This window comes from Butyrivibrio sp. AC2005 (assembly GCF_000424145.1).
In the GTDB taxonomy this organism is placed as follows: Bacteria; Bacillota; Clostridia; order Lachnospirales; family Lachnospiraceae; genus Butyrivibrio.
On record NZ_AUJI01000032.1, the window covers coordinates 1 to 20,528 of the forward strand.

The window sequence follows — 20,528 nt, forward strand, 5'->3', positions numbered from 1 at the left end:
TGTTGTCCGGCACATTAAATGAGTCCTCAATCTTCACTTTAAATGAGGCTGCATAGGGTGTCAGACAAAGGGTACAGTTAGATTGTTTGACACCTGATTTTCAGATTATATAAATGAAATCATCCCTCACGCACTTTAAATGAGTGAGGGATGTAATCCTAACCAAGTTCGCAGTCATTGACTGCCTGCATGACGATGTCGGTTGTAATGAGATCAGCTTTGGCGCTGTCACCTATAAGGAGGCTGGCGTTACAGTACTTGTTTATGAGACGCGGAGTTCCATCAGCTGCGTTGAGTATTGCTTCTATTGCTGCACCATCAAAGATGGTCTGATTACAGCCAGCACCTTTGAGCTTTTCAGAGATATAGCTGCGGCCTTCTTCCTTTGTCACACCATCAAGGTTGTAGTTCATGACGATTCTCTGCCTGAGGGGTTCATGAATACCAAGCCCGAGTGTGGAATTAAGGTTCGGAAGTCCGGCAAGCAGAATGACTGCTCTGTCCCTGGAATCCATCTCAAAGTTAAAAAGAATCTTGAGATCGTTAAGGATGGTATTGTTGATATAGTTCGCTTCATCAATGATGATCACAGGCGTTTTCCTCTTTTCAACGGACAGGCGTGTGACTTCTTCCTGGATGATCTTGAAATTACTTGGTTTCTTGAATGCAGGCTGGGCGCCAAACTCTGAAACAAGATTTCTGTAGAAATCATTCGGGGTCAGGGTGGAAAGACTTGAATATATAACTTTATACAGCGAGGGATTCAGCGATGATGACCAGTGCCTTATGACAGTTGTCTTGCCTCTACCGGGACTTCCGGTGAGCAGGCCGAATCCTTTGGTCTTGGCCAGGTAGTCAAGGCGGAACAGGGCTTCCCTGTGTTCTGCGGTATCAACGATTATCTCCCTTGAGTTCTTGATAAATGGGTTAAACTCAAGCCCGTAGCGTGTAAAGTATTCCATCAGTCTTCTCCTCTGCAGATATGTACCTTGTCTCTCTTAACTTTGGAATTCTCCACTTTGTTTAGGAGACGGATTGGCGTAAGTGTTCCATCGGCTTCAACAATGTAAATTTCGTCAAGCCCTGGAGAATAGCGGAGCTTGATATGCTGCTTTGAAAAACGGCAGTCCACTTCGTATTCAACCTGGTCTATGGTGATGACATTATCAGCCGAGACTCTTCTCTCGATTTCGAGGAGGAAGGAGTGGTCTATCTCTTCATCGCTGAGGCGGTGGAAAAGATTTGGTTCTGAGAAGTATCTGTCCTGCGGTGATCTTCCGTTTAAGGAAGAATGTACGGTCTGATTGTACTTCTGCACATAGGCAAAGAGATTACCTCTGAGTTCATCGAGGGAATGGAAATCCCTGATGTCGAGGCCTGACATCCACTGATCTTTCATGGTGCGGAACCAGCGCTCGATCTTTGCTTTCTGTGTAGGCGTGTAAGGCTGGTCATAATGGATGACTGAGCCGATGCGGGCGGCAAGGAGTTCCATCTGCTTGTTCTTGTAGGAACTGCCATTGTCAAAGTTGAACATCTGTGGACGTCCATACTTTGCAACTGCTGATTTTATGACAGACATGAGGTTCACAAAGTTGTCATTGAAGAAAACATCTATGCCAACAATGAACCTGCTTGCATCATCGATAAGGGCAATGATATAGACTTTATGCTTCTTACCATCATCGGTCTTGAGATAAGGGCCAACGCTTGAATCTCCGCACCATACCTCGTTGATGTGTGGGCGCTCGTAACGTCGCATGTCAGGGTTTGTGGTGGTCTTCATTTCAAGTGAGAGCTGATTGACGTAGCGGTTGACTGTTGATTCTGAAACAGTGCCTACTTTTATGCTTCCGTTATCCTGAAGCTGTCTGTGGATAGATGCTGCGGACATGCGGGGGTAGTTGGTTTTGAGATATCTGATCTGTTCCTGAAGATCTGCATCCAGCTTTCGGGGCAGACCCTGATCCACACGGCCTGTAGGGATGAGAGCATCAAAACCGCCTTTCTTGTAGTTACGGTACCAGCGCTCAATGGTCTGTGGTGCAAAGTGCTTGACCGAGCCATCAGGAGCTAAAACTCCCTTGGCTGAGGCGTCATTAAAGAAAGCCGTAAGGGATGAGTAGTCTTCCCAGAGACCTGAAATGATTGGAGAGATAACAGAGTATCTCATAAGAGCAATGTTTTGTTGTTTTTCCTGATCCATGGCGGATCCTCCTTTCGTTTTTTCTTAAGTATATGGAGGATCAGGAGAGAGTTCGTGCCAGGTTATGTGGTATTTAGGAAAAGGATATTTGGAGTACATTTAATCTGCATGAACTGACGCTTGAAGTATTGAAAACAGCTGCTTATAAGGCTTTCGCCATCAACAGAAATACGTTCGGAGATAAGCCGTTGTTTCCAGTGCTTCAGGTACATCCTGATGATGTATCTAAAGTTGCTCTCGTCAAAAGACAGAGCTGAGGAAAGAGTGATGTTTGAAGGCGTCTCTTTTTCATGAGCTGTGATTATCTGAAGGTGATCCTGGAATGATATCTGGGAATAAGGAACCATTGATGACAGAAGGAGAGCGTGAGTGCGTCCACACTGATCGCATTTCACACGGCAGATCCTGAACATTACTTTTCCATCCTCGGTTTTAACATATCTGTTGTAATAACCATGGACGGATAGGCAGCCTGACTGACCACAAGGGCATTTGAGCTGATGGAACTGGAGATTGTTTAGGACAGAGTTGTAGAAACCTGGTGTAATCGGATTGTTTTCTTCGACGTAAAGGGTTATCATTGTCTTGCATGTTTTCGTACACTTCTGTGTACGGAGTTGCTAAGGCAGGATACCAAACTTTGGTCGGGGAGGGATCCTGCCTTTTATTGTCAGTAACTTTCCCATGATAACACAAAAGGCATGGCATTAAATAATCTGGTGTATTATGCACCTGAATAAATAAGTCCACACCTTTAAATAAAGTGATTCAAAAACAGAATTTAGAACGCAGGTAAAGTAACAAACAACAGTATACCGATCCAGACTTCTCAGGGAGCCGGAGGCGGCATAAGCATTATGAACGGATACCGGATGGACAGGACGCTTCTGACATCCCGGGATATGCAGATGATCCTTGCGGGACTGCGAAGTTTGGACAGTGTAAGCGGGAGCAGATACTACGGACAGCTGATGGAGAAGATACAGGCAGGTTCTTCTGAATTTGTAAACGGCAGGGATTCTATCCTGATCGATCTGTCGTCATGGTATAGGGATACGCTGCCCCCGAAGATTGGCCTCATCCAGGACGCCATTGAACTGCGCAGGAGGATCCGATTCGATTACTATTCGCCGGGAGGCGATACGAGAAGGGAGATAGAACCGTATTATCTGATCTTCAAATGGTCCAGCTGGTATGTGTATGGCTTCTGTCTGCTCCGGAAAGACTTCCGGCTGTTTAAGCTGAACAGGATGGTCAGTATCGTACATGGCGAGGTGTTTGAAAGAAGATCCGAGATCCCTTTGCCGGAGCTTTCGAACGAAAAGGTCTTTCCTGTAAGAGGAAAAGTTAGGGCAGTTTTTGATCCGTCCATGAAGTGGCAGCTCGTTGAAGAGTACGGCGTGGGTTCCTTTGAAGAACAGTCCGATGGATCACTCCTTTTTGAACATGAATATGCGGACGATGAAGGCCTGATATCATGGATGCTTTCCTGCAGGGATAAGGTGACTGTAATCGAACCGGAGTCTATCAGGGAAAAGCTTTATGAAATCGCCTGTGATATGGCGAAAAAATATGAAAGGAAGGGAAAGAAACATGGGAAACAAAGCACTGATGGTGATTGACATTCAAAATGACATTACAAAGAACTACAGAAAGATCATTGATCGGATCAATCAGGCTATCGACTGGGCTATGGCAGAGAATATGCAGATCATCTATATCAAGCATAATAATCTGTCGCCGGGAACCAGAACCTTTAAGCCGGACACAAAAGGGGCTGAGCTGGTTCCTGAAATGAAGGTGTTATCCGATAATATCTTTGTAAAGACGAAAGCAAATGCGCTTACGAGCGAGGAATTTACAGAGTTCATTGAAAAGAATGGAATTAATGAGTTCTTTGTTGCCGGTGCGGATGCCACAGGCTGCGTAAAGTCCACATGCTTCAATATGACAAAGGCAGGATATAGCGTTCACGTGATATCCGATTGTGTTACAAGCTATGATCTGAAAAAGATGGATGAAATGTACGCATACTATGCGAAAAAGGGCTGTGAGGTCAAAGAACTTAAGGATTATATGGGGGGCGCTGATCGTCCGGTGGACGATCGTTTAGCGCGGACCGGAACGAAGTGTAGACAGGAGAGCTGAGATGGAGTATATCAGGGTTACAAAAGAGAATCTGGAAGAGGAGCATATCTGCTGTGCCATATCCAACAATAAAGATGTACAGGTATCTTCAAAGAAGGCGTGGCTTGCGGACAGATTTGATGAGGGGCTTGTATTCTTAAAAAGTGTGGAGCGCGGGAAATGCTTCATAGAATATATTCCGGCAGAGCATGCATGGAATCCAATCGAAGCACCTGGGTATATGTATATAGACTGCCTATGGGTTTCCGGTTCTTTCAAAGGTCATGGATATTCAAGCGACCTGCTTTCCGAATGCATCAAAGACAGCAAGGAGAAGGGAAAGAAAGGACTTTGCATTCTTGCTGCAGCAAAGAAAAAGCCATTTCTGGCTGATCCGAAATTCCTGAAATATAAAGGCTTTGAAGTGTGTGATGAAGCGGATAACGGCATACAGTTATGGTATCTGCCCTTTGAGAAAGGGGCCGAGAAGCCGATGTTCAAAGAGTGTGCTAAGCATCCGCACATAGATGAGGAAGGATATGTTCTTTACTATACGAACCAGTGTCCGTTCAATGCGAAGTATGTACCTGTGCTGGAAGAGACAGCCAAGAACAATGGCATTCCATTCAGAGCTATGAAGATCGAGAGTAGGAATGATGCTCAGAATGCACCGACGCCGATCACAACTTATTCGCTATTCTGTGATGGGAAGTATATTACGAATGAACAGATGAATGACAAAAAGTTCTTAAAACTGGCACAGTAGGGGATGGATTGTGGGGAATAAAACAGGCCAAAATCAGTGTATAGCAGGTCATTATCCGTGAAATCGGAGGACCTGCTTATTTTATGTGATAATTTCAGTATGTGAATGACTGGACACTTGCTACTTTCATCCAAAGGAAGAAATTGATGAGGTTACCAAGAAACCGAAGGATATCTGGGAAGTCATTGGAATGAGCAAATCACGGTTTTATGCAAGACACAGTGAAGCTGTTATGCTCCTTAGGATAGAACTGTGGCGCTATGCCAAGAGAAGAGAGATTGAGGACATGGAGAACGGAATCATTCCATGGCATGACATTTATCCTGACAGACCAGGCGATGAGATACCGGATAAAAGAAAAAATCCCAGGGACGAACAATCTGGTGATGTTTCATGAACTATAATGAAAAGGGCGTGCATGGCAACATATGGCTATGCAGGCCCTTTTAAAAAAGTCTATTTTGTAATCCGGGCTGTAGTATACAATTATTTATAATGCCCTGAAAACTATCATAGAGTAGAAAGTGTGATTCGGAGCAGTTTGGGCAATGTAGAATCTTTCTGTACACCGGTACTTTCGGTGTCAGGGGGTTTTTTTAATGCTTTGTTATCTGAAAACCTGTGAGTAGTAGGAAAAATAAACTAGAGACTATTTCATAATATCCAATACTATCCGATACTATTGACAAGTAACGAAACCATATTTATAATTTGTTATATAAAAACTTTGGAAGGTGACAGGAACTGTGATAACTAAAAGAGTATTTATCAATTTTGCGGATACCAGGATCAAGGCCATTGATTGTATCAGTGATATTAGGAAAGCTGCTGAAAATGCAGGGCTAAACCTTTTCTCAAGGTACGGGATACAGCTTCAATGTCCGATGCCTGATAATGGGAGGGTAGTGGTTGAAATTGGAATTCCGGAAGAAATGGCTAAAAATTTCAAGTATGGTCATAGACTGCGTGGAATTGCTACGTTCTTACTAAATAACTGTGGCGGTAAATATAACGAACATATCCTGGGAAATAGGCTTTTAATTTATACAGAAATAGATAATCCAATACAGCAGTCGGATGATCTTACAGGTGATGAAAAGGTAAAAGCAATTGCAAAATTTTCGAAGCTCCTTCTAAGATCTGATAGTGTTGCTTTGAGAAGGATTGAAAGAATTCTTGATATTTTGGATGAACAGGATTGATTGTAGCATAGTAAAAAGAGTGGCTTAAAGGAGGAGAAGGGATTATGGACATAACAAAACATCAGTTTCGTAGGATAATAAGAAGATATGTGGAGCATTATAACGGAAAAGATAGTAGACATGCTATAGATGTAATTCATACTAAGCTATCGTGCAGTAAGCAGAAGGTTTGTGGCCACTTGTCTTGGGCCATAATAGGACAAAAGAAGATTAAAACAAAGACAAACGTGGTGGGAAAGCAATCTGATTTGCTCAAAATATAAAGTTTGTTATGCTGATAAATAAGTACCTGGATGATATGAGGCTGCCTGCTGAATGATTGTCCTGCATTGGAAACCATCAACCGAGAGCTGAATGACAAAAAACTACTGATAGGTATAAAATGATGCAAAGGAAAATCAAAACTGTTTATGGAATTATCATAAATAGTACAATTTCCTATGATACTGATTATGATATAATATGGTTACGGAAAGGAAGGAACGTCTAGTGGGTGAAAGAATTAATGCTGGTAGTACGCCTTTTGACGACGTGTTTAGGACACTTGTTGTTGATCATAGAAGAATGTTGCTGGCATTTATAAATGAGATGTTTCCAAGTTTGCCTGAGAAATATAACGGAGATGAAGTGGTTGTACCACTTAATGAGCAGTACCAGCAGAATCGTCAAGATGGAGAACAAGATAAACGAATAGTTGACTCAGCGGTTATGGTTATAGACCATTCAGGCAACAGGAGAATTTTTCATGTTGAGAGTCAGAGTACTGAAGATGGCAATATGATAGTACGCATGTTTGAGTATGACATGCAAATTGCTTTGAAGACTACCGGAGAGTATACGCCAGGAAAGTTAAGGGTTACTGTCCCACATTCAGGGATCCTTTTTCTTAGATGTACTGAAGGAACTCCAGATGAGATGACTGTCGAATTATTATTACCGAATGGAAGAGAAGTATCATATTCAATGCCTGTATTGAAGATGATCAGATATGATGACGATACTATTTTTGAAAAGAAATTATATTTTCTTGTTCCATTTTATCTTTTTAATCTTGAGCACTATTTTAAAAATCGTATAGAAATCGCAGACGAAGATAAGGCTTCATATGATAAAGAACTCATGTCTTTTAAGCAGAAGCTGATGAAGGCATTGGAGAACAGAAGCATTGATACTTATACTTACCGATCATTGATTGATTTATTCAATAAAGTCGTAGCTGCGCTTACTGTTGGGAAAGATAGTGTTTGGGAAGAAACGGAGGCAATTATGGGCGGACAAGTATTGGATTATGAAGCAAAGAGTATTTTGAATGAGGGCGTTATTAAAGGTACAGTAGAGGAGGCTCAGTTTTATGGAGCTACTTTTGAAGCGACAGTAGATCGTATTTCAGCAAAGTTCAATTTGAAAGAGGATGAGGCTGAGGAAGCTGTTAGCAAATACTGGAAATAAATATAATTGAATATGGCATCATGATATGGGCTATAGGCCTACGGACGCATGATATATGATCAACAGGACGACCATGCGTTACATGATTGCTTAAAGAGGTAGATTTCCCTCTATTGATCAGAAATGGATCAGTAGGGGGATTTTTTAATTGATTTGGAAGATCAAACTAAATTTTTGACTAAAATCCTATTTAATGTTAATATTAAATCAGCAAAGTAAATCGTTGCAAACCGCATGAGGATGTAAGGCAGATGTAAGCTGTCCGGTCCAGCGTTTTTGTTAGAAGGGCATTCCAGATATGGGATGTCTTTTGTTGTATATAGAATTTTACATAGGTCAGCAAAGACCGGAGACGTCCGGTACTTTCTGGTCTGTTTTTATGCCCAAATTCAGGTGCACACGGAGGACGGCATAACGAAACTATCAATCATATTTTAAGTCGAACGCTTTAAATAATACAGATCCAATATGCAATGTTAAAAGATAGTAAGTCCGATGCTTATTGATAATAGTAAGCACCGGACATTTTTAAGAAAAAAATAAAAAATTGAACATATATTGACACGGTGTCAATATATATGTATAATTCATATTGACACGAAGTCAGAATAAAAAATCAGGAGACAGATATATGCCAAAAGGATCACCGGAAAGAACCGCAGCAAGAAAAGAAGAAATCATAAGTGCCTGCGAGAAGCTGTATCAGACCATGAGCTTTAAAGATATCACTCTTAAAGAGATCGGGAATGAAACATCCTTCTCAAGACCGACAATATATAACTACTACCAGACAAAAGAGGAAATATTTTTGGCCCTTTTTGAGAGGGAGTACATTCGCTGGAATGAAGAATTACAATCTATTCTTCAGGAAAATGAGAAGCTTTCCAAGGAGCAGCTTGCAAACAAGCTTGCATCATCCATAGCAAACAGGCAGCAACTGCTAAAACTTCTCTCCATGAATAACTATGATATGGAGGAAAACAGCAGACCTGAACTTCTTACATCTTTTAAGGTAGCTTATGGCGAGTCTATGAAAAATGTATGCAGGATAATCACAAAGTTCTGTCCGGAGAAATCTGTGCAGGAGATTCAGGATTTTATATATGTATTCTTCCCATTTATGTTTGGTATTTATCCTTATACCGCAGTAACGGATAAACAAAGGGAAGCCATGAAACAGGCAAATGTGGACTATGTATATCAGTCCATTTTTGAGATAACAAATAACTGCCTGCTGAAGCTTTTATAAAGCGAGGCAGACTAATAAAAACACTAATTTCAAGGAGGAAAACTAAAATGGCAAATCTACCTAAGATCGCTCTTGGTGCATGGGCATGGGGCAACGACGGAACATTTGGAAACAATCTTACAGCAGATAGCCTTAAGCCTATTTTTGACACGGCAATGGAAAATGGACTTAACCTTTGGGATACAGCCTATGCTTATGGCATGGGAACATCAGAGAAGGTGCTTGCAGGATTTCTTGAAGGGCTGCCAAGGGAGTCTTACATCATTTCCGATAAGTTTACTCCACAGTGTGCAGATGTATCTTCAGCTTCTGCAATGAAGGATATGATAGAGATGCAGCTTGGCCTTATGGATCTGGACAGGTTTGATGTTTACTGGATCCACAATGTGTCTGGTGCACCAAAGTGGACGGAAGAACTGGCTAAGTACTTTGAAGGTAAGGACAATGTGCCTCTTCTTGGAGTGTCTAACCATAACCTTTCTGAGATCAAACAGGCAAATGAGATCCTGAAGGCTCACGGTCTTAAGTTGTCGGCAGTACAGAATCATTACAGTCTGATCAACAGATCATCAGAAGACTCAGGGATCCTGGATTATTGTAAAGAAAATGACATTACTTTCTTTTCATACATGGTTCTTGAGCAGGGAGCATTGTCAGGCAAGTATGATACAAAGCATCCTATGCCGGAAGGCTCTGCAAGGGCAGAGATCTATAATCCTGTACTTGATAAGCTGGAGATCCTTAATGAAGAGCTTAAGAAACTTGCAGACAAATATGGCGTAGGAATGGCTCAGATCCCGGTCGCATGGGCAATAGCAAAGGGAACCCTTCCTATTATCGGTGTGACAAAAGAAAACCAGGTGCTTGATGCAGTGAAAGCAGCAAATATTACTCTTACAGATGAGGAAGTAGCATTACTTGAAAAAGTAGCAGACAGTCTGGAACTTAATGTAATTCGTTTTTGGGAAAAGGAGATGAAATAATATGGCAAAGAAAAATATCGGAGCAACACTTGCATTATATCCATGCCCTGTAATCGTGGTTGGAGCAATGGTAAATGATAAACCCACATGGACTCTTGTGGCACATGCAGGAACTGTGGCACACACTCATCTGATGGTATCCCTGGTACAGGCTCACTATATCAATAAGGGAATCCGTGAGAATAAAAAACTCTCTGTAAATGTGGTAGATGAGTCATGGCTTGCAAAGGCAGATAAGATGGGAACAATCAGCGGAAACAAAGAGGATAAGTCTGAGGCTTTTGCATGGACAATGGGCGAAAACGGAGCACCTCTTATTGATGAGGCTAAAGTTTCTATTGAATGTGAAGTTGATGGTAACTATGAACTGGAAGACTTTGACCACTTTATCTGCAAGATACTTGCTACCTATGCTGATGAAGCAGTTTTAAATGAGCAGGGAAAGATCAACTATCATACCTTTAAGCCGGTATTGTTTGAATTCCCGACCTATGAGTATTTCGTTACCGGAGAAAAGGTCGGAAACTGTGGAAAGATGAACTGATTTTTCAAGTCTCTGACCTTTTATGGTCAGAGGCTTGTTTTATATAAGAAGAAAGGACAAAAAATGACAGGAAAAACTTTAGTGGCTGTTTTTTCAGCAAGCGGTGTAACTAAAAAAGTAGGAGAAGAGATTGCCCGTATCGCAGACGGAGATTTCTTTGAAATAGTGCCAAAAGAAATATATACAGATGATGACCTTAACTGGATGAACAAGCAGAGCAGGAGCAGCATTGAGATGAATGACCCTTCTGCGAGACCGGAGATTACAGGTACAGTATCAGACATGGCTTCCTATGACAAAGTAATCATCGGATTTCCAATCTGGTGGGGAGTTGCTCCAAGGATTATTGAGACTTTTCTCGAAAGCTATGATTTCAGTGGAAAGACAATCATTCCTTTCTGCACATCCGGAGGAAGTGGTGTAGGAAAAAGTGACGAAGAGCTCCATAAGAATGTTAAGGGCGATGTGGAGTGGAAAAAGGGCACACAGATCAATCGCTCGGATGAAGTTGTGATTAAAAAGTGGCTTGATGAAGTACTGTAAACGGAAAGGGGTATGGCTATGAAATATACAAAATTAGGAAATACTGATTTGAATGTATCTCGTATCTGTATGGGATGCATGGGATTTGGAGATGCCCAAAAAGGACAGCACAGCTGGACGATAGATGAGGAACATTCGAGAGAAATTATTAAGAGAGGTCTTGACCTGGGAGTCAATTTTTATGACACGGCAATCGCTTATCAGAGCGGAACCAGTGAGCAGTACGTAGGACGTGCACTTAGAGATTTTGCAAAGCGCGAGGATGTGGTTGTTGCGACCAAATTTCTTCCAAGGACGCCGGAAGAGATTGAAAAAGGAGTTAGTGGTCAGCAGCATATTGAAAACATGATAAATACGAGCCTTCAAAATCTTGGGATGGACTATGTGGATCTGTATATCTATCACATGTGGGACTGGAATACGGATATTTACGATATCATGGATGGACTGAACCGTATCGTGAAAGCAGGCAAGGCAAGATATATTGGCATTTCAAACTGCTTCGCATGGCAGATTGCAAAGGCTAATGCTCTGGCAGAAAAAGAGGACTTTGCAAAGTTTGTTTCGATCCAGGGGCATTATAATCTGATCTTCCGTGAAGAAGAGCGTGAGATGGTGCCTTATTGTGAAGAAGAAAATATCGCACTGACTCCTTATAGTGCATTGGCAAGCGGAAGACTTTCCAGAAAGCCGGGCGAAGGTGATACAAAAAGAGCTGCCCAGGATGTATATGCGAAGTTTAAGTATGATGCTACAGCGGATCAGGATGCTGTGATAATAAACCGTGTGGCAGAACTTGCCGAGAAACATGGTGTGACCATGACAGAAGTATCCCTTGCATGGCTCCTTACCAAGGTGACGTCTCCTGTGGTAGGTGCGACCAAGCTGCATCATATAGAAGGGGCAGCAAAGGCTGTGGACATTGAACTTACGGATGATGAACTGAAGTATCTCGAAGAGCCATATGTGCCACATCCGCTTGCAGGTGTTATGGCACAGAATAAGAGAAGTGATGCTTCAAAGAAACATGTATGGTCTACCGGAGACCAGAAAATTGGAAAGTGAGGTAAAACGCAATGAGCGAGAAAATTGTACAGACAGCAGGAAGAGATCAGCTTGGTGAGTTTGCTCCGATGTTTGCACACTTAAATGATGATGTACTCTTTGGTGAAGTGTGGAATGAGGAAGCGATTGATGTTAAGACCAAATGCATTATTACAGTGGTTTCACTTATGGCATCAGGCATCACAGACTCATCGCTTTCATATCACCTTCAGAATGCGAAGGCTCACGGAGTCACAAAGGAAGAGATTGCAGCCATCATAACCCATGCCACCATGTATGTAGGATGGCCAAAGGGATGGGCGGTATTTCGTCTTGCAAAGGAAGTATGGAATAAAGAAGTACCAGAGCTGACAGAAAAGGACAGGTATCAAAATTCGATTTTCTTCCCTATCGGAGATCCGAACCCCTATGGAGAGTTCTTTGTTGGGCAAAGCTTCCTCGCTCCTGTTTCAACTGAGCAGGTGCCTGTTTTCAATGTAACTTTTGAGCCGGGATGCCGTAATAACTGGCATATCCACCATGCGAAAAACGGCGGCGGACAGATGCTGATCTGCATCGGTGGAAGAGGATATTATCAGGAATGGGGCAAGGAAGCCGTGGAGATGACTCCAGGTAAAGTAATAAACATTCCTGCTGAAGTTAAGCATTGGCACGGAGCAGCACCGGATTCATGGTTCTCTCACCTTGCAATCGAGGTTGCCGGGGAAGAAACAAGCAACGAGTGGCTGGAAGCAGTATCTGATGAAGACTATGGCAAACTGAAATAGAAAGGTGACGCAAAATGAAGAAAAAGATGGCAGTACTTGCAGCTGTTTTGTTAGCTATTGGTCTTACGGCATGTGGGAATAACGAGGGTCAGGCGGCGAGTGATACAGCTCAGACTATACAGGCTGAGAGTTCACAGGAAACAGAAACTGCGAATAATACTGAAGAGGAAGCACAACAGGTCGTGACAAGTGAAGCTGCTTCAAACACAAATGATGAAAGTGCGGATGATACTTCTTCGGAAGAGACTGGTAGCTCCAAGGAAAACAGTGGTGTTCTTGTAGTATATTTCTCAGCAACCGGAACCACAAAGGGTGTTGCGGAAAAGATTGCAGGAATCACAGATGCAGATACCTATGAGATAAAGGCTGCACAGGAATATACAGATGCAGATCTAAACTGGAACGATTCAAACAGCCGCTCAACTAAGGAACAGAATGATTCAGCGGCAAGACCTGAGATTGGAAGTGATGCGATATCTCTTGATGGATATGCAACAATCTATATTGGATACCCTATCTGGTGGGGAGAAGAGCCGCGCATCATGGATACATTTGTGGAGAGCTACAGCTTTGATGGCATTACAATGATACCTTTCTGCACCTCAAGCAGCAGTGGAATAGGAAGAAGTGGTCAGAATCTTGCAGATAATGCAGGAAGTGGTACATGGATTGATGGAAAGCGTTTTGGCGCAGGAGCATCTGAGGATGAGATCAGATCCTGGATAGATGGCATGCAGTAAAGAAAGAGTGAGGAAGTGAGGACGGGAACATGTAGAGAAAACAAAATATCATGTTAAAAAGAATAGTGGATGTCTGTATGACCGTCCTCTTATTATGTCTGATGGCTTATCAGGTTACAGGCGAAGCATTGCATGAGTGGATCGGAATTGGCATGACGGTGCTCGTTATTATCCATCAGCTCCTTAACAGGAAGTGGTATGGTGCGTTATTCAAAGGTAAATACAATCCATACAGAATAATAACGACAGTAGTGAACATAGCCCTTCTTTTGTCCTTTGTTCTGACAGCTTTCTGCGGAATGTCCATGAGCGGTCATGCAGTACCTTTCCTGTATGGAATGACGAGGGTTTCTTTTGCCAGAAGGATGCATCTATCCATGTCTCATTGGGCATTTGTGCTCATGGGATTGCATCTTGGAATGCATATTCCGGTAATGTTTGCAAGGCTACACCTTACAGACAAACTGAAGACGGTGATATCTGCAGCATTATGTATTGTAGCAGGTATCGGTCTGCTTTTATTCATTAGGAATGGAATGCCGGATTATCTTTTCTTCCGTGTTTCCTTTGCTTTCCTTGATTATGAGAAGGCAGGAATATTGGTATTTGTTGAAAATGTCCTAATGCTTTTATTCTGGGGATTTATTGGAACCGAAGCTGCGGTCTTATGTAGAAACTCTCAGATGAAAACAGAAGATAAAAAGAATCCGCTATTGCCTGATCTGGCTTCAAAAGAAGATAATCTGCCTCTTGTTGAAGAGGAAAAAGATGATATATCGTCTGAGGAGAGGGTTCTGGAAACAGAAAGTGCAGCAGAACCGTCCGCTGTATTTTTTACAACGGATATAACAGCGGAGGGTCTTGTCAGGATATATGAACAGCTTGACTGGCAGCCAACCGGCAATGTAGCAGTTAAGATATCGACAGGAGAACCGCCGGCAAGTAATTATTTAAGACCTGAACTGATCGGTAATCTTGTGCAGCAGGTTGACGGAACAATCGTGGAGTGCAATACAGCTTATGGTGGTTCGCGTTCCAGTTCAGCTATCCGCTTCATACGCGGAAGGTTATGGGATCATGGCCCATTCCTGGGACTCTTTTCCTATAGAGGTGCTTTGTAGATTAGCTATCCAATTTATCAACCACGAGTTTATATACAATGAGATAAATCTCCAATAAAATAAAAATAGAGGAGGCAATATCGATGGATGATGGATATAGAAAAGTAATGGAGATCCTAGAAGCAAATAGATTTAGACACATGTTGGAGCCTTTGGATTACACTGTGTCTTGGGAAGAACCTGACAGGGTAAAAGGACTTGACCTTGAAGCTACAAAGAATAGAGTGTGCAATCTGATTAAAACAAAGGGATTAAAAGATAAGACCATTGCTGATAAATTGGGTATTACTCCGCAGGCTGTTAATAAATGGCGACATAAAGGATCTTTTTTTGTGATTGAAAACCTTTATATTCTCAGCGGCCTTCTGGGTGTAAGTGTTGATAATCTTTTAGTCCCTGTAGCCGTAAAGAAATGGGAAGTTTTGATTGAGAAAAGATGAGAGCCCTAATGTTAGTGAAGCAATGAATCAGTTTGGAATAATCGGAGTTTTGAAATGAGCAGAGTACTTGTGATTCCTGATGTACATTTAAAGCCATGGATTTTTGATATGGCTGATAGAGTTGATGAGAACAGCTACGATGACATTGTAATTCTCGGAGATCTGGTAGATGATTGGGGAAAGGGAAATGATTTAGACGCATATAACGAGACTTTGGACAGGGCTGCTGAATTTGGAAAAGAGCATGACCCTTCATTGTGGTGCTATGGCAACCACGATGTATCCTATCTTTGGGATGCCATGGAATCGGGGTATTCTGTCCAGGCAAGGATAACTGCTATTGAAGGTATTACCAGACTGGAGCGTGTTATTGAAGAACGTTATAGATTTGTCCATAAAATTGATGATGTGCTGTTCAGTCATGCCGGTCTTACGGAGAGTTTTGTCTTTCAGACGTGTGGATATCATATGAAAGAGATTGATGATATCCTTGCAAGGATTAACCGTATGGGTAAGCAGGAACTGTGGAGGGATAATTCACCGATTTGGGCAAGACCTCAGGCTGATTTCTACCGAATGTTCAGGGATGATCTCTTTTACCAGGTTGTGGGACATACACCTGTAGAGGAACCACTTGACCTTGGAGGAGTACTGACGCTGGATCTTTTTTCAACATACTCAAATGGGGATCCATATGGTAACCAGAAGTTGTATATTGTGGATACTGCAACCCGGAAGTTTGAAGAAGCATAATTATTTTTGCTGATTTAGAAAAAAGTGCTTTACAAGTCATTATACAGGTGCTAACCTAAATGCATAGGAAGTGCCTGTCCTATTTATTTTGATGCAATCATCAATATAAATATGCGGTCGCTTCCTTTTTTGTTAATTGGATTAAAACAGAAATACTACGAAAGGCAAGGTTTTAAGCTTTCAATGAGAAATATGATGTTTACAAATTTCACAGCCATAGAAACCAGAGCATATGATTGCACGATCGATATGCTTAGTACTCGTGCGCTCGATTTGGCGACATCACGCGGCAAAAAAGGTATAGAAAGAAATAGAAGGATAGATTATAAAGTCCGATGTTAGACTGATACCAGGCACATTGGAATAATAATCAGGGTTTTAGGATCTATCCGTGAAAGTGGGTAGGTCCTTTTTTGATGCACAAGACCGGCAAGCGAATGGATGCTTGCATACAAATTCATTTGCCGGTCGCAAGAACATGGAGCACGAAGTGCGGAATGTTCGTGTGCGAAATCGAGCAGGAGTCAGCCTGCTCGATTACAAAAATGATGGGCGGTAGTTCAATGGTGAGAACCGGTGTCTTATATGCATCTAACCTGAGTTCGATTCTCAGTCGCCCTATTAGGGAATAGTTAGCAGGCACTTCTTATTCCTGAAAAACTTAATACTTTAGCAGAAGTCCACAGGCACGGGCTTCTGCACCGCGGGTCTTGGGACTGCATGGGGTGGTCGCCTGCTTTGCAAGCAGGATATTCAGGTGGGTTTCCCACAGGGACTAGGCTGCGCCGTCGCATTCCCACAAGATCCATTTAAGCTTTCGCCTTCCTAGCTCAACTGGCTAGAGCATCTGCCTTGTAAGCAGAGGGTTCAGGGTTCGAGTCCCTGGGTAGGCTTTTGGCTCTATAGTATAAAGGCTATTATGCCGGACTGTCTATCCGGAGATCAGAGTTCGATTCTCTGTAGAGTCGTTTATATTGCGGGATAGTCTGGAGATGGTTCCAGCCCAGCCTCATAAGCTGTGCAACGCAGGTTCGAATCCTGCTCCCGCGACTAAGCTATAGAAAACTTGCAGGTTTCAGCTTCATGTTTTATCAACCACGAGTTAACTGACAGTCAGTATTTATAGGGATATCATTTAATTAATTGGATTGTGCGCCGTCACATTAATACGGAGGTGGTGTGAAAATCAGATGGTGTCCACCTATCGGGCGTCGCCGTAACAGTCGGATTTACAAGATTTGGGAAAATAAGTATAGCAGGGAGAGATGATAGAAATGCGTTTTGATGAGATGGACAAAAAGATGCGTGTTTACGAGCAGTCTTTAGATCAGGTATTGCTTCCAGATATTTATATGGTGGCAAGGCTTGATGGCAGAGGCTTTACAAGACTTACTAAGGAAGTCTGTCATTTTGAAGAACCATTTGATGAAAAGTTTAGAGATATGATGGTGAAAACAACAAAAACTCTCATGGATTGCGGATTCAGAGTGGTATACGCCTATACAGAAAGCGATGAGATTTCATTATTGTTTGCGGCAGATGAAGATACATTCGGCAGAAAAGTGCGCAAGTATAATTCAACTCTTGCTGCTGAAGCAAGCGCTGTCTTTTCACTTGAACTTGGGATGGCGGCTACATTTGACTGTAGAATGGTGCCTCTTCCGAATTCGGAGAGAGTTGAGGATTACTTCAGATGGCGTCAGGAAGATGCTAACAGAAACGCTCTTAATTCACATTGTTACTGGATGCTCCGAAAGGAGGGAGTATCAGTTCATAAAGCTACGTCAGAGTTGAAGGGAAAAGGTGTCGCTTATAAAAATGAGCTGCTTTTCAGCAGAGGAATCAACTATGATAAGTTGCCCTCATGGCAGAAACGAGGCGTAGGTATGTGGATGGAAGTGTGTCGGAGGAAAAGATGAGTTCCATGTGGGAGATTTGGTCGTCTGTTTCGAGATAGATTCGTTTCTCCCTGTATGTGAGGAGTTTGAATTCCTAAGGAAGAGCTCTTACAAAAATAATGATTTCATGGGTGAAGGATTCAGGCTAAAGACTATGAAGTTCAGGGGAGAGATATCACAGGGGCTTTGCCTTGGAATTGATAAACTCCCTAAGCTTCAGGGGATGAGCCTTGAAGAAGGAGTGGATGTGACGGAAATCCTTGGAGTTCGCGAGTGGGAAATGCCTGAGAGGGCAGGATCCGGAGGAACCATGATAGGAGACAGGCCCGGATATATACCCAAGACTGATGAGACAAGAATACAGTCAGCTCCGGAGCTGCTTAATGAGTTTAAGGGGCTGCCTTATTACATAACAACCAAGATGGATGGTTCAAGCCATTCCATAGGTGTAAGGGACGGAGAAATTTCTTTTACCGGCCATAACTTCACTTATAAGGATGACGGAAAGTCAGCGTTTGTGGAGCATGTAAAAACAGCAGGTATTCCAGAAAAGATGAAGGCATATGCAGAGGAACATGGACTGAGCTCTTTGGTTCTCCAGGGAGAATGGTGCGGGGAAGGAATACAGAAGAACAGACTTAGGCTTAAGAAGCCAGAGTGGTTTGTATTTACGGCAAGAGCTGATGATAAGAGAACTGACCTGGCAACGCTTAAGGAAATCTGCAGATATGTCGGATGTCAGATGGTTCCAGTGGAAGAGGAAGGCGATGATCTCTTAGCAAAGTATCCTGATGAGGCGGCTCTATTAGCAAGGGCAGAAGGTGTTGGATACAATGGGACAATAAGAGAGGGAATAGTAATAAGGACTGTTACGCCTGTTCACTCTTATACACTTAGCGGGCCTTTATCAATGAAAGTAATAAACAACAAGTATCTAATGAAAAATGATGAGTGATCATAGACAGGAGGCAGCATGATATCAACATTATATGAACCATTCAGGCACTGGTCAGAAAACGGATCTGTTTATATTTTGTCTGATACACATTTTAAAGATGCTGACTGTAAGCTAATGGATCCTGATTGGATAGAACCAGATGAACAGGTCAATATCCTGAATTCCGTGATCATGAAAAATGACACATTTGTCTGCCTTGGAGATGTTGGAAATCCTGGATATATAAAGAAGCTCAGGGTCAGAAAGAAGATACTGCTTCTTGGGAACCATGACAGAAGGGGAGATTACATTGGGCTTTTTGATGAGATATATTCTGGTCCGCTATTTATTGCTGACAAGATCCTTTTGTCACATGAGCCGGTATATGGACTTCCGTGGTGTCTAAACATTCATGGTCATGACCACAGTAACATGGAGATGTACAAGGAAGGCTGCAAGCATTTAAACCTTGCAGCCAATGTATGCGGATATACTCCGGTCAATCTTGGAAAACTGATAAAAGACGGGATTCTGTCTGATATAGACAGCATACACAGGATCACGATTGACCATGCAGTGGAGAAGAAAGAAAAGAAGTGGATTAGTAAAGAGACACAGCAATGAAATCGAAGATATTAGAGTTTATAGAAAATAATACAGATAGCTGGGAAGAAAAGCTGAATAAAAGGCTCATTAGGATAAGCCGTAATGGTGATTTGGCTTGCTTTAAGTATATGGCAGAAGCTGATTTCTCAGATCCACTGGTATGTGAAGCAAGAGGAATCATGATCGATGTGGTTCAGCTTTCTGTGGTCTGCTGGCCGTTTGATAAGTTTTTTAATGTACAGGAACAGTATGCTGTAGATATCGACTGGAATAGCGCCAGGGTGCTGGAAAAAATAGATGGCTCTATGATAAAGCTTTTCTGGTACAAAGGTGCATGGAGATTTGCAACAAGCTCCACTTGCGATGCAGGAAATGCTCCTGTTCCGGGATATAAGGATCTGAGTTATGCAGATATCATTAACAAGGCAGAGAATATAGCGGAGATACCATTTGATAAGCTGAATAAGGATTACACATACGTTTTTGAATTGGTATCTCCATTTACTCCGGTTGTCATCAGATATGATGTGACTCTTTTATTCTTTCTTGCAGCAAGGAATAACAAGACCGGTGAAGAGGCTGATAATGAACTGCCAGAGTTCAAAAAGCCTGAAAGCTATCTGCTTACTACACTTAAAGATTGCATGGAGGCTGCAGATAATCTGAATGACGGAGAAGATATTGAAAAAGAAGGCTTTGTGGTAGTGGATGCGAAACATAACAGGGTAAAGATAAAATCACCTGCTTATGTAGCAATGCACAGAATGGCTACTAACAGAGTGTTTACTGCAAAAAGGATGGCGGAGCTTTTCTGTAGCGGAGAAGATTTTTACAAGCTGGCCAAGGACTTCCCGGAAGATGCACATATAATCAAGTATTATGACTGGCAGTTTGCAGAACTTAAGGCTAGGGCCGAGGATATGATGCTATATACAAGGCGTCTGTATGAAGAATACGATCATGACAGAAAAGCGGTTGCGATGATGATTAAGGACTCACCATATGCATGGGCGGGATTTAAGGCGATCGGTAACGAGAAAGATATCGATGACATAATGAAACTGGTTGTTCCTTCCAGTGCAGAGAAATTAATATCAGAGTACTCGTACGCCAATAATTTACTTTAGGAGGA

23 protein-coding genes and 3 tRNA genes are annotated in these 20,528 nt (G+C 42.3%); 23 read left to right on the forward strand and 3 right to left on the reverse strand.

The annotated features are described in order from the left end of the window. Nucleotides 1-158 precede the first annotated feature (158 nt). From G602_RS0109670 to G602_RS26015, 3 genes are all read right to left on the reverse strand, one after another. Complete coding sequence (locus G602_RS0109670; protein WP_026657311.1) at nucleotides 159-962, reverse strand: ExeA family protein; 804 nt, start codon at nucleotides 960-962, stop codon at nucleotides 159-161. Further along, nucleotides 962-2,206, reverse strand: a complete 1,245-nt coding sequence (locus G602_RS0109675) for a DDE-type integrase/transposase/recombinase (protein WP_026512086.1) — start codon at nucleotides 2,204-2,206, stop codon at nucleotides 962-964. Before G602_RS0109675 ends, G602_RS0109670 begins: the two co-directional genes overlap by 1 nt. Nucleotides 2,207-2,268: 62 nt before the next feature. Then, nucleotides 2,269-2,787: a DUF6431 domain-containing protein gene (locus G602_RS26015; protein ID WP_155829656.1), complete on the reverse strand. Its 519-nt coding sequence runs from the start codon at nucleotides 2,785-2,787 to the stop codon at nucleotides 2,269-2,271. Nucleotides 2,788-3,063: 276 nt separating this feature from the next. Here G602_RS26015 and G602_RS26020 point away from each other — a divergent pair, with 276 nt between their 5' ends. The 23 genes from G602_RS26020 (at nucleotide 3,064) to G602_RS0109800 (ending at nucleotide 20,523) form a co-directional block, all read left to right on the forward strand. Continuing rightward, the gene (locus tag G602_RS26020; protein WP_049945159.1) at nucleotides 3,064-3,828 is read left to right on the forward strand and encodes a WYL domain-containing protein; all 765 of its coding nucleotides are present in this window, start codon (nucleotides 3,064-3,066) and stop codon (nucleotides 3,826-3,828) included. Beyond that, nucleotides 3,800-4,354, forward strand: a complete 555-nt coding sequence (locus G602_RS26025; RefSeq protein WP_044931724.1) for an isochorismatase family cysteine hydrolase — start codon at nucleotides 3,800-3,802, stop codon at nucleotides 4,352-4,354. Before G602_RS26020 ends, G602_RS26025 begins: the two co-directional genes overlap by 29 nt. 1 nt (nucleotide 4,355) lies before the next feature. Then, nucleotides 4,356-5,099 carry an N-acetyltransferase gene (locus tag G602_RS0109695; RefSeq protein WP_026658842.1) on the forward strand — a complete coding sequence of 248 codons (744 nt, stop codon included), beginning with the start codon at nucleotides 4,356-4,358 and terminating at the stop codon, nucleotides 5,097-5,099. Between the two features lie 190 nt (nucleotides 5,100-5,289). Continuing rightward, complete coding sequence (locus tag G602_RS0109700; RefSeq protein WP_026658843.1) at nucleotides 5,290-5,496, forward strand: hypothetical protein; 207 nt, start codon at nucleotides 5,290-5,292, stop codon at nucleotides 5,494-5,496. Nucleotides 5,497-5,845: 349 nt separating this feature from the next. Further along, nucleotides 5,846-6,301, forward strand: a complete 456-nt coding sequence (locus tag G602_RS0109705) for a hypothetical protein (protein ID WP_026658844.1) — start codon at nucleotides 5,846-5,848, stop codon at nucleotides 6,299-6,301. Between the two features lie 489 nt (nucleotides 6,302-6,790). Continuing rightward, entirely contained in the window at nucleotides 6,791-7,750 is a 960-nt protein-coding gene (locus G602_RS26030; RefSeq protein WP_049945160.1) for a hypothetical protein, read from the forward strand. A 631-nt stretch (nucleotides 7,751-8,381) separates the two neighbouring features. Beyond that, nucleotides 8,382-8,999, forward strand: a complete 618-nt coding sequence (locus G602_RS0109720; RefSeq protein ID WP_022762071.1) for a TetR family transcriptional regulator — start codon at nucleotides 8,382-8,384, stop codon at nucleotides 8,997-8,999. A gap of 47 nt (nucleotides 9,000-9,046) precedes the next feature. Then, nucleotides 9,047-9,982, forward strand: coding sequence for an aldo/keto reductase (locus G602_RS0109725; protein ID WP_026658846.1), 936 nt, complete (start codon nucleotides 9,047-9,049; stop codon nucleotides 9,980-9,982). Nucleotide 9,983: 1 nt separating this feature from the next. Further along, nucleotides 9,984-10,526 carry a flavin reductase family protein gene (locus G602_RS0109730; RefSeq protein ID WP_026658848.1) on the forward strand — a complete coding sequence of 181 codons (543 nt, stop codon included), beginning with the start codon at nucleotides 9,984-9,986 and terminating at the stop codon, nucleotides 10,524-10,526. Nucleotides 10,527-10,589: 63 nt separating this feature from the next. After that, nucleotides 10,590-11,069 carry a flavodoxin gene (locus G602_RS0109735; protein ID WP_026658849.1) on the forward strand — a complete coding sequence of 160 codons (480 nt, stop codon included), beginning with the start codon at nucleotides 10,590-10,592 and terminating at the stop codon, nucleotides 11,067-11,069. Nucleotides 11,070-11,087: 18 nt separating this feature from the next. Then, a complete protein-coding gene (locus G602_RS0109740) occupies nucleotides 11,088-12,134 on the forward strand; it encodes an aldo/keto reductase (protein ID WP_026658850.1) in 1,047 nt (348 codons plus the stop codon). An 11-nt stretch (nucleotides 12,135-12,145) separates the two neighbouring features. Continuing rightward, nucleotides 12,146-12,901: a carboxymuconolactone decarboxylase family protein gene (locus G602_RS0109745; protein WP_026658851.1), complete on the forward strand. Its 756-nt coding sequence runs from the start codon at nucleotides 12,146-12,148 to the stop codon at nucleotides 12,899-12,901. A gap of 14 nt (nucleotides 12,902-12,915) precedes the next feature. Continuing rightward, nucleotides 12,916-13,641: a flavodoxin gene (locus tag G602_RS0109750; protein WP_026658852.1), complete on the forward strand. Its 726-nt coding sequence runs from the start codon at nucleotides 12,916-12,918 to the stop codon at nucleotides 13,639-13,641. A 50-nt stretch (nucleotides 13,642-13,691) separates the two neighbouring features. After that, nucleotides 13,692-14,762, forward strand: a complete 1,071-nt coding sequence (locus tag G602_RS31875) for a DUF4405 domain-containing protein (RefSeq protein WP_049945161.1) — start codon at nucleotides 13,692-13,694, stop codon at nucleotides 14,760-14,762. An 83-nt stretch (nucleotides 14,763-14,845) separates the two neighbouring features. Further along, complete coding sequence (locus G602_RS26040) at nucleotides 14,846-15,202, forward strand: helix-turn-helix domain-containing protein (RefSeq protein ID WP_049945162.1); 357 nt, start codon at nucleotides 14,846-14,848, stop codon at nucleotides 15,200-15,202. Nucleotides 15,203-15,256: 54 nt separating this feature from the next. Further along, nucleotides 15,257-15,955 carry a metallophosphoesterase gene (locus G602_RS0109765; RefSeq protein ID WP_026658853.1) on the forward strand — a complete coding sequence of 233 codons (699 nt, stop codon included), beginning with the start codon at nucleotides 15,257-15,259 and terminating at the stop codon, nucleotides 15,953-15,955. Between the two features lie 550 nt (nucleotides 15,956-16,505). Continuing rightward, nucleotides 16,506-16,576, forward strand: a tRNA-Ile gene (locus tag G602_RS0109770). Between the two features lie 198 nt (nucleotides 16,577-16,774). Then, nucleotides 16,775-16,848: transfer RNA gene (locus G602_RS0109775), tRNA-Thr, on the forward strand. 82 nt (nucleotides 16,849-16,930) lie between these two features. Then, nucleotides 16,931-17,005 (forward strand) — tRNA-OTHER (locus tag G602_RS0109780). A 215-nt stretch (nucleotides 17,006-17,220) separates the two neighbouring features. Further along, nucleotides 17,221-17,874, forward strand: a complete 654-nt coding sequence (locus G602_RS26045) for a tRNA(His) guanylyltransferase Thg1 family protein (protein WP_242835561.1) — start codon at nucleotides 17,221-17,223, stop codon at nucleotides 17,872-17,874. A 7-nt stretch (nucleotides 17,875-17,881) separates the two neighbouring features. Continuing rightward, nucleotides 17,882-18,808, forward strand: a complete 927-nt coding sequence (locus G602_RS29790; protein ID WP_081675953.1) for an RNA ligase family protein — start codon at nucleotides 17,882-17,884, stop codon at nucleotides 18,806-18,808. A gap of 18 nt (nucleotides 18,809-18,826) precedes the next feature. Next, nucleotides 18,827-19,414 (forward strand): metallophosphoesterase, encoded by a 588-nt coding sequence (locus G602_RS28860; RefSeq protein WP_026658855.1) that lies wholly within the window; start codon nucleotides 18,827-18,829, stop codon nucleotides 19,412-19,414. Beyond that, on the forward strand, nucleotides 19,411-20,523 hold the full coding sequence (locus tag G602_RS0109800; protein ID WP_026658856.1) for an RNA ligase: 1,113 nt from the start codon (nucleotides 19,411-19,413) through the stop codon (nucleotides 20,521-20,523). Before G602_RS28860 ends, G602_RS0109800 begins: the two co-directional genes overlap by 4 nt. Nucleotides 20,524-20,528: the final 5 nt, after the last annotated feature.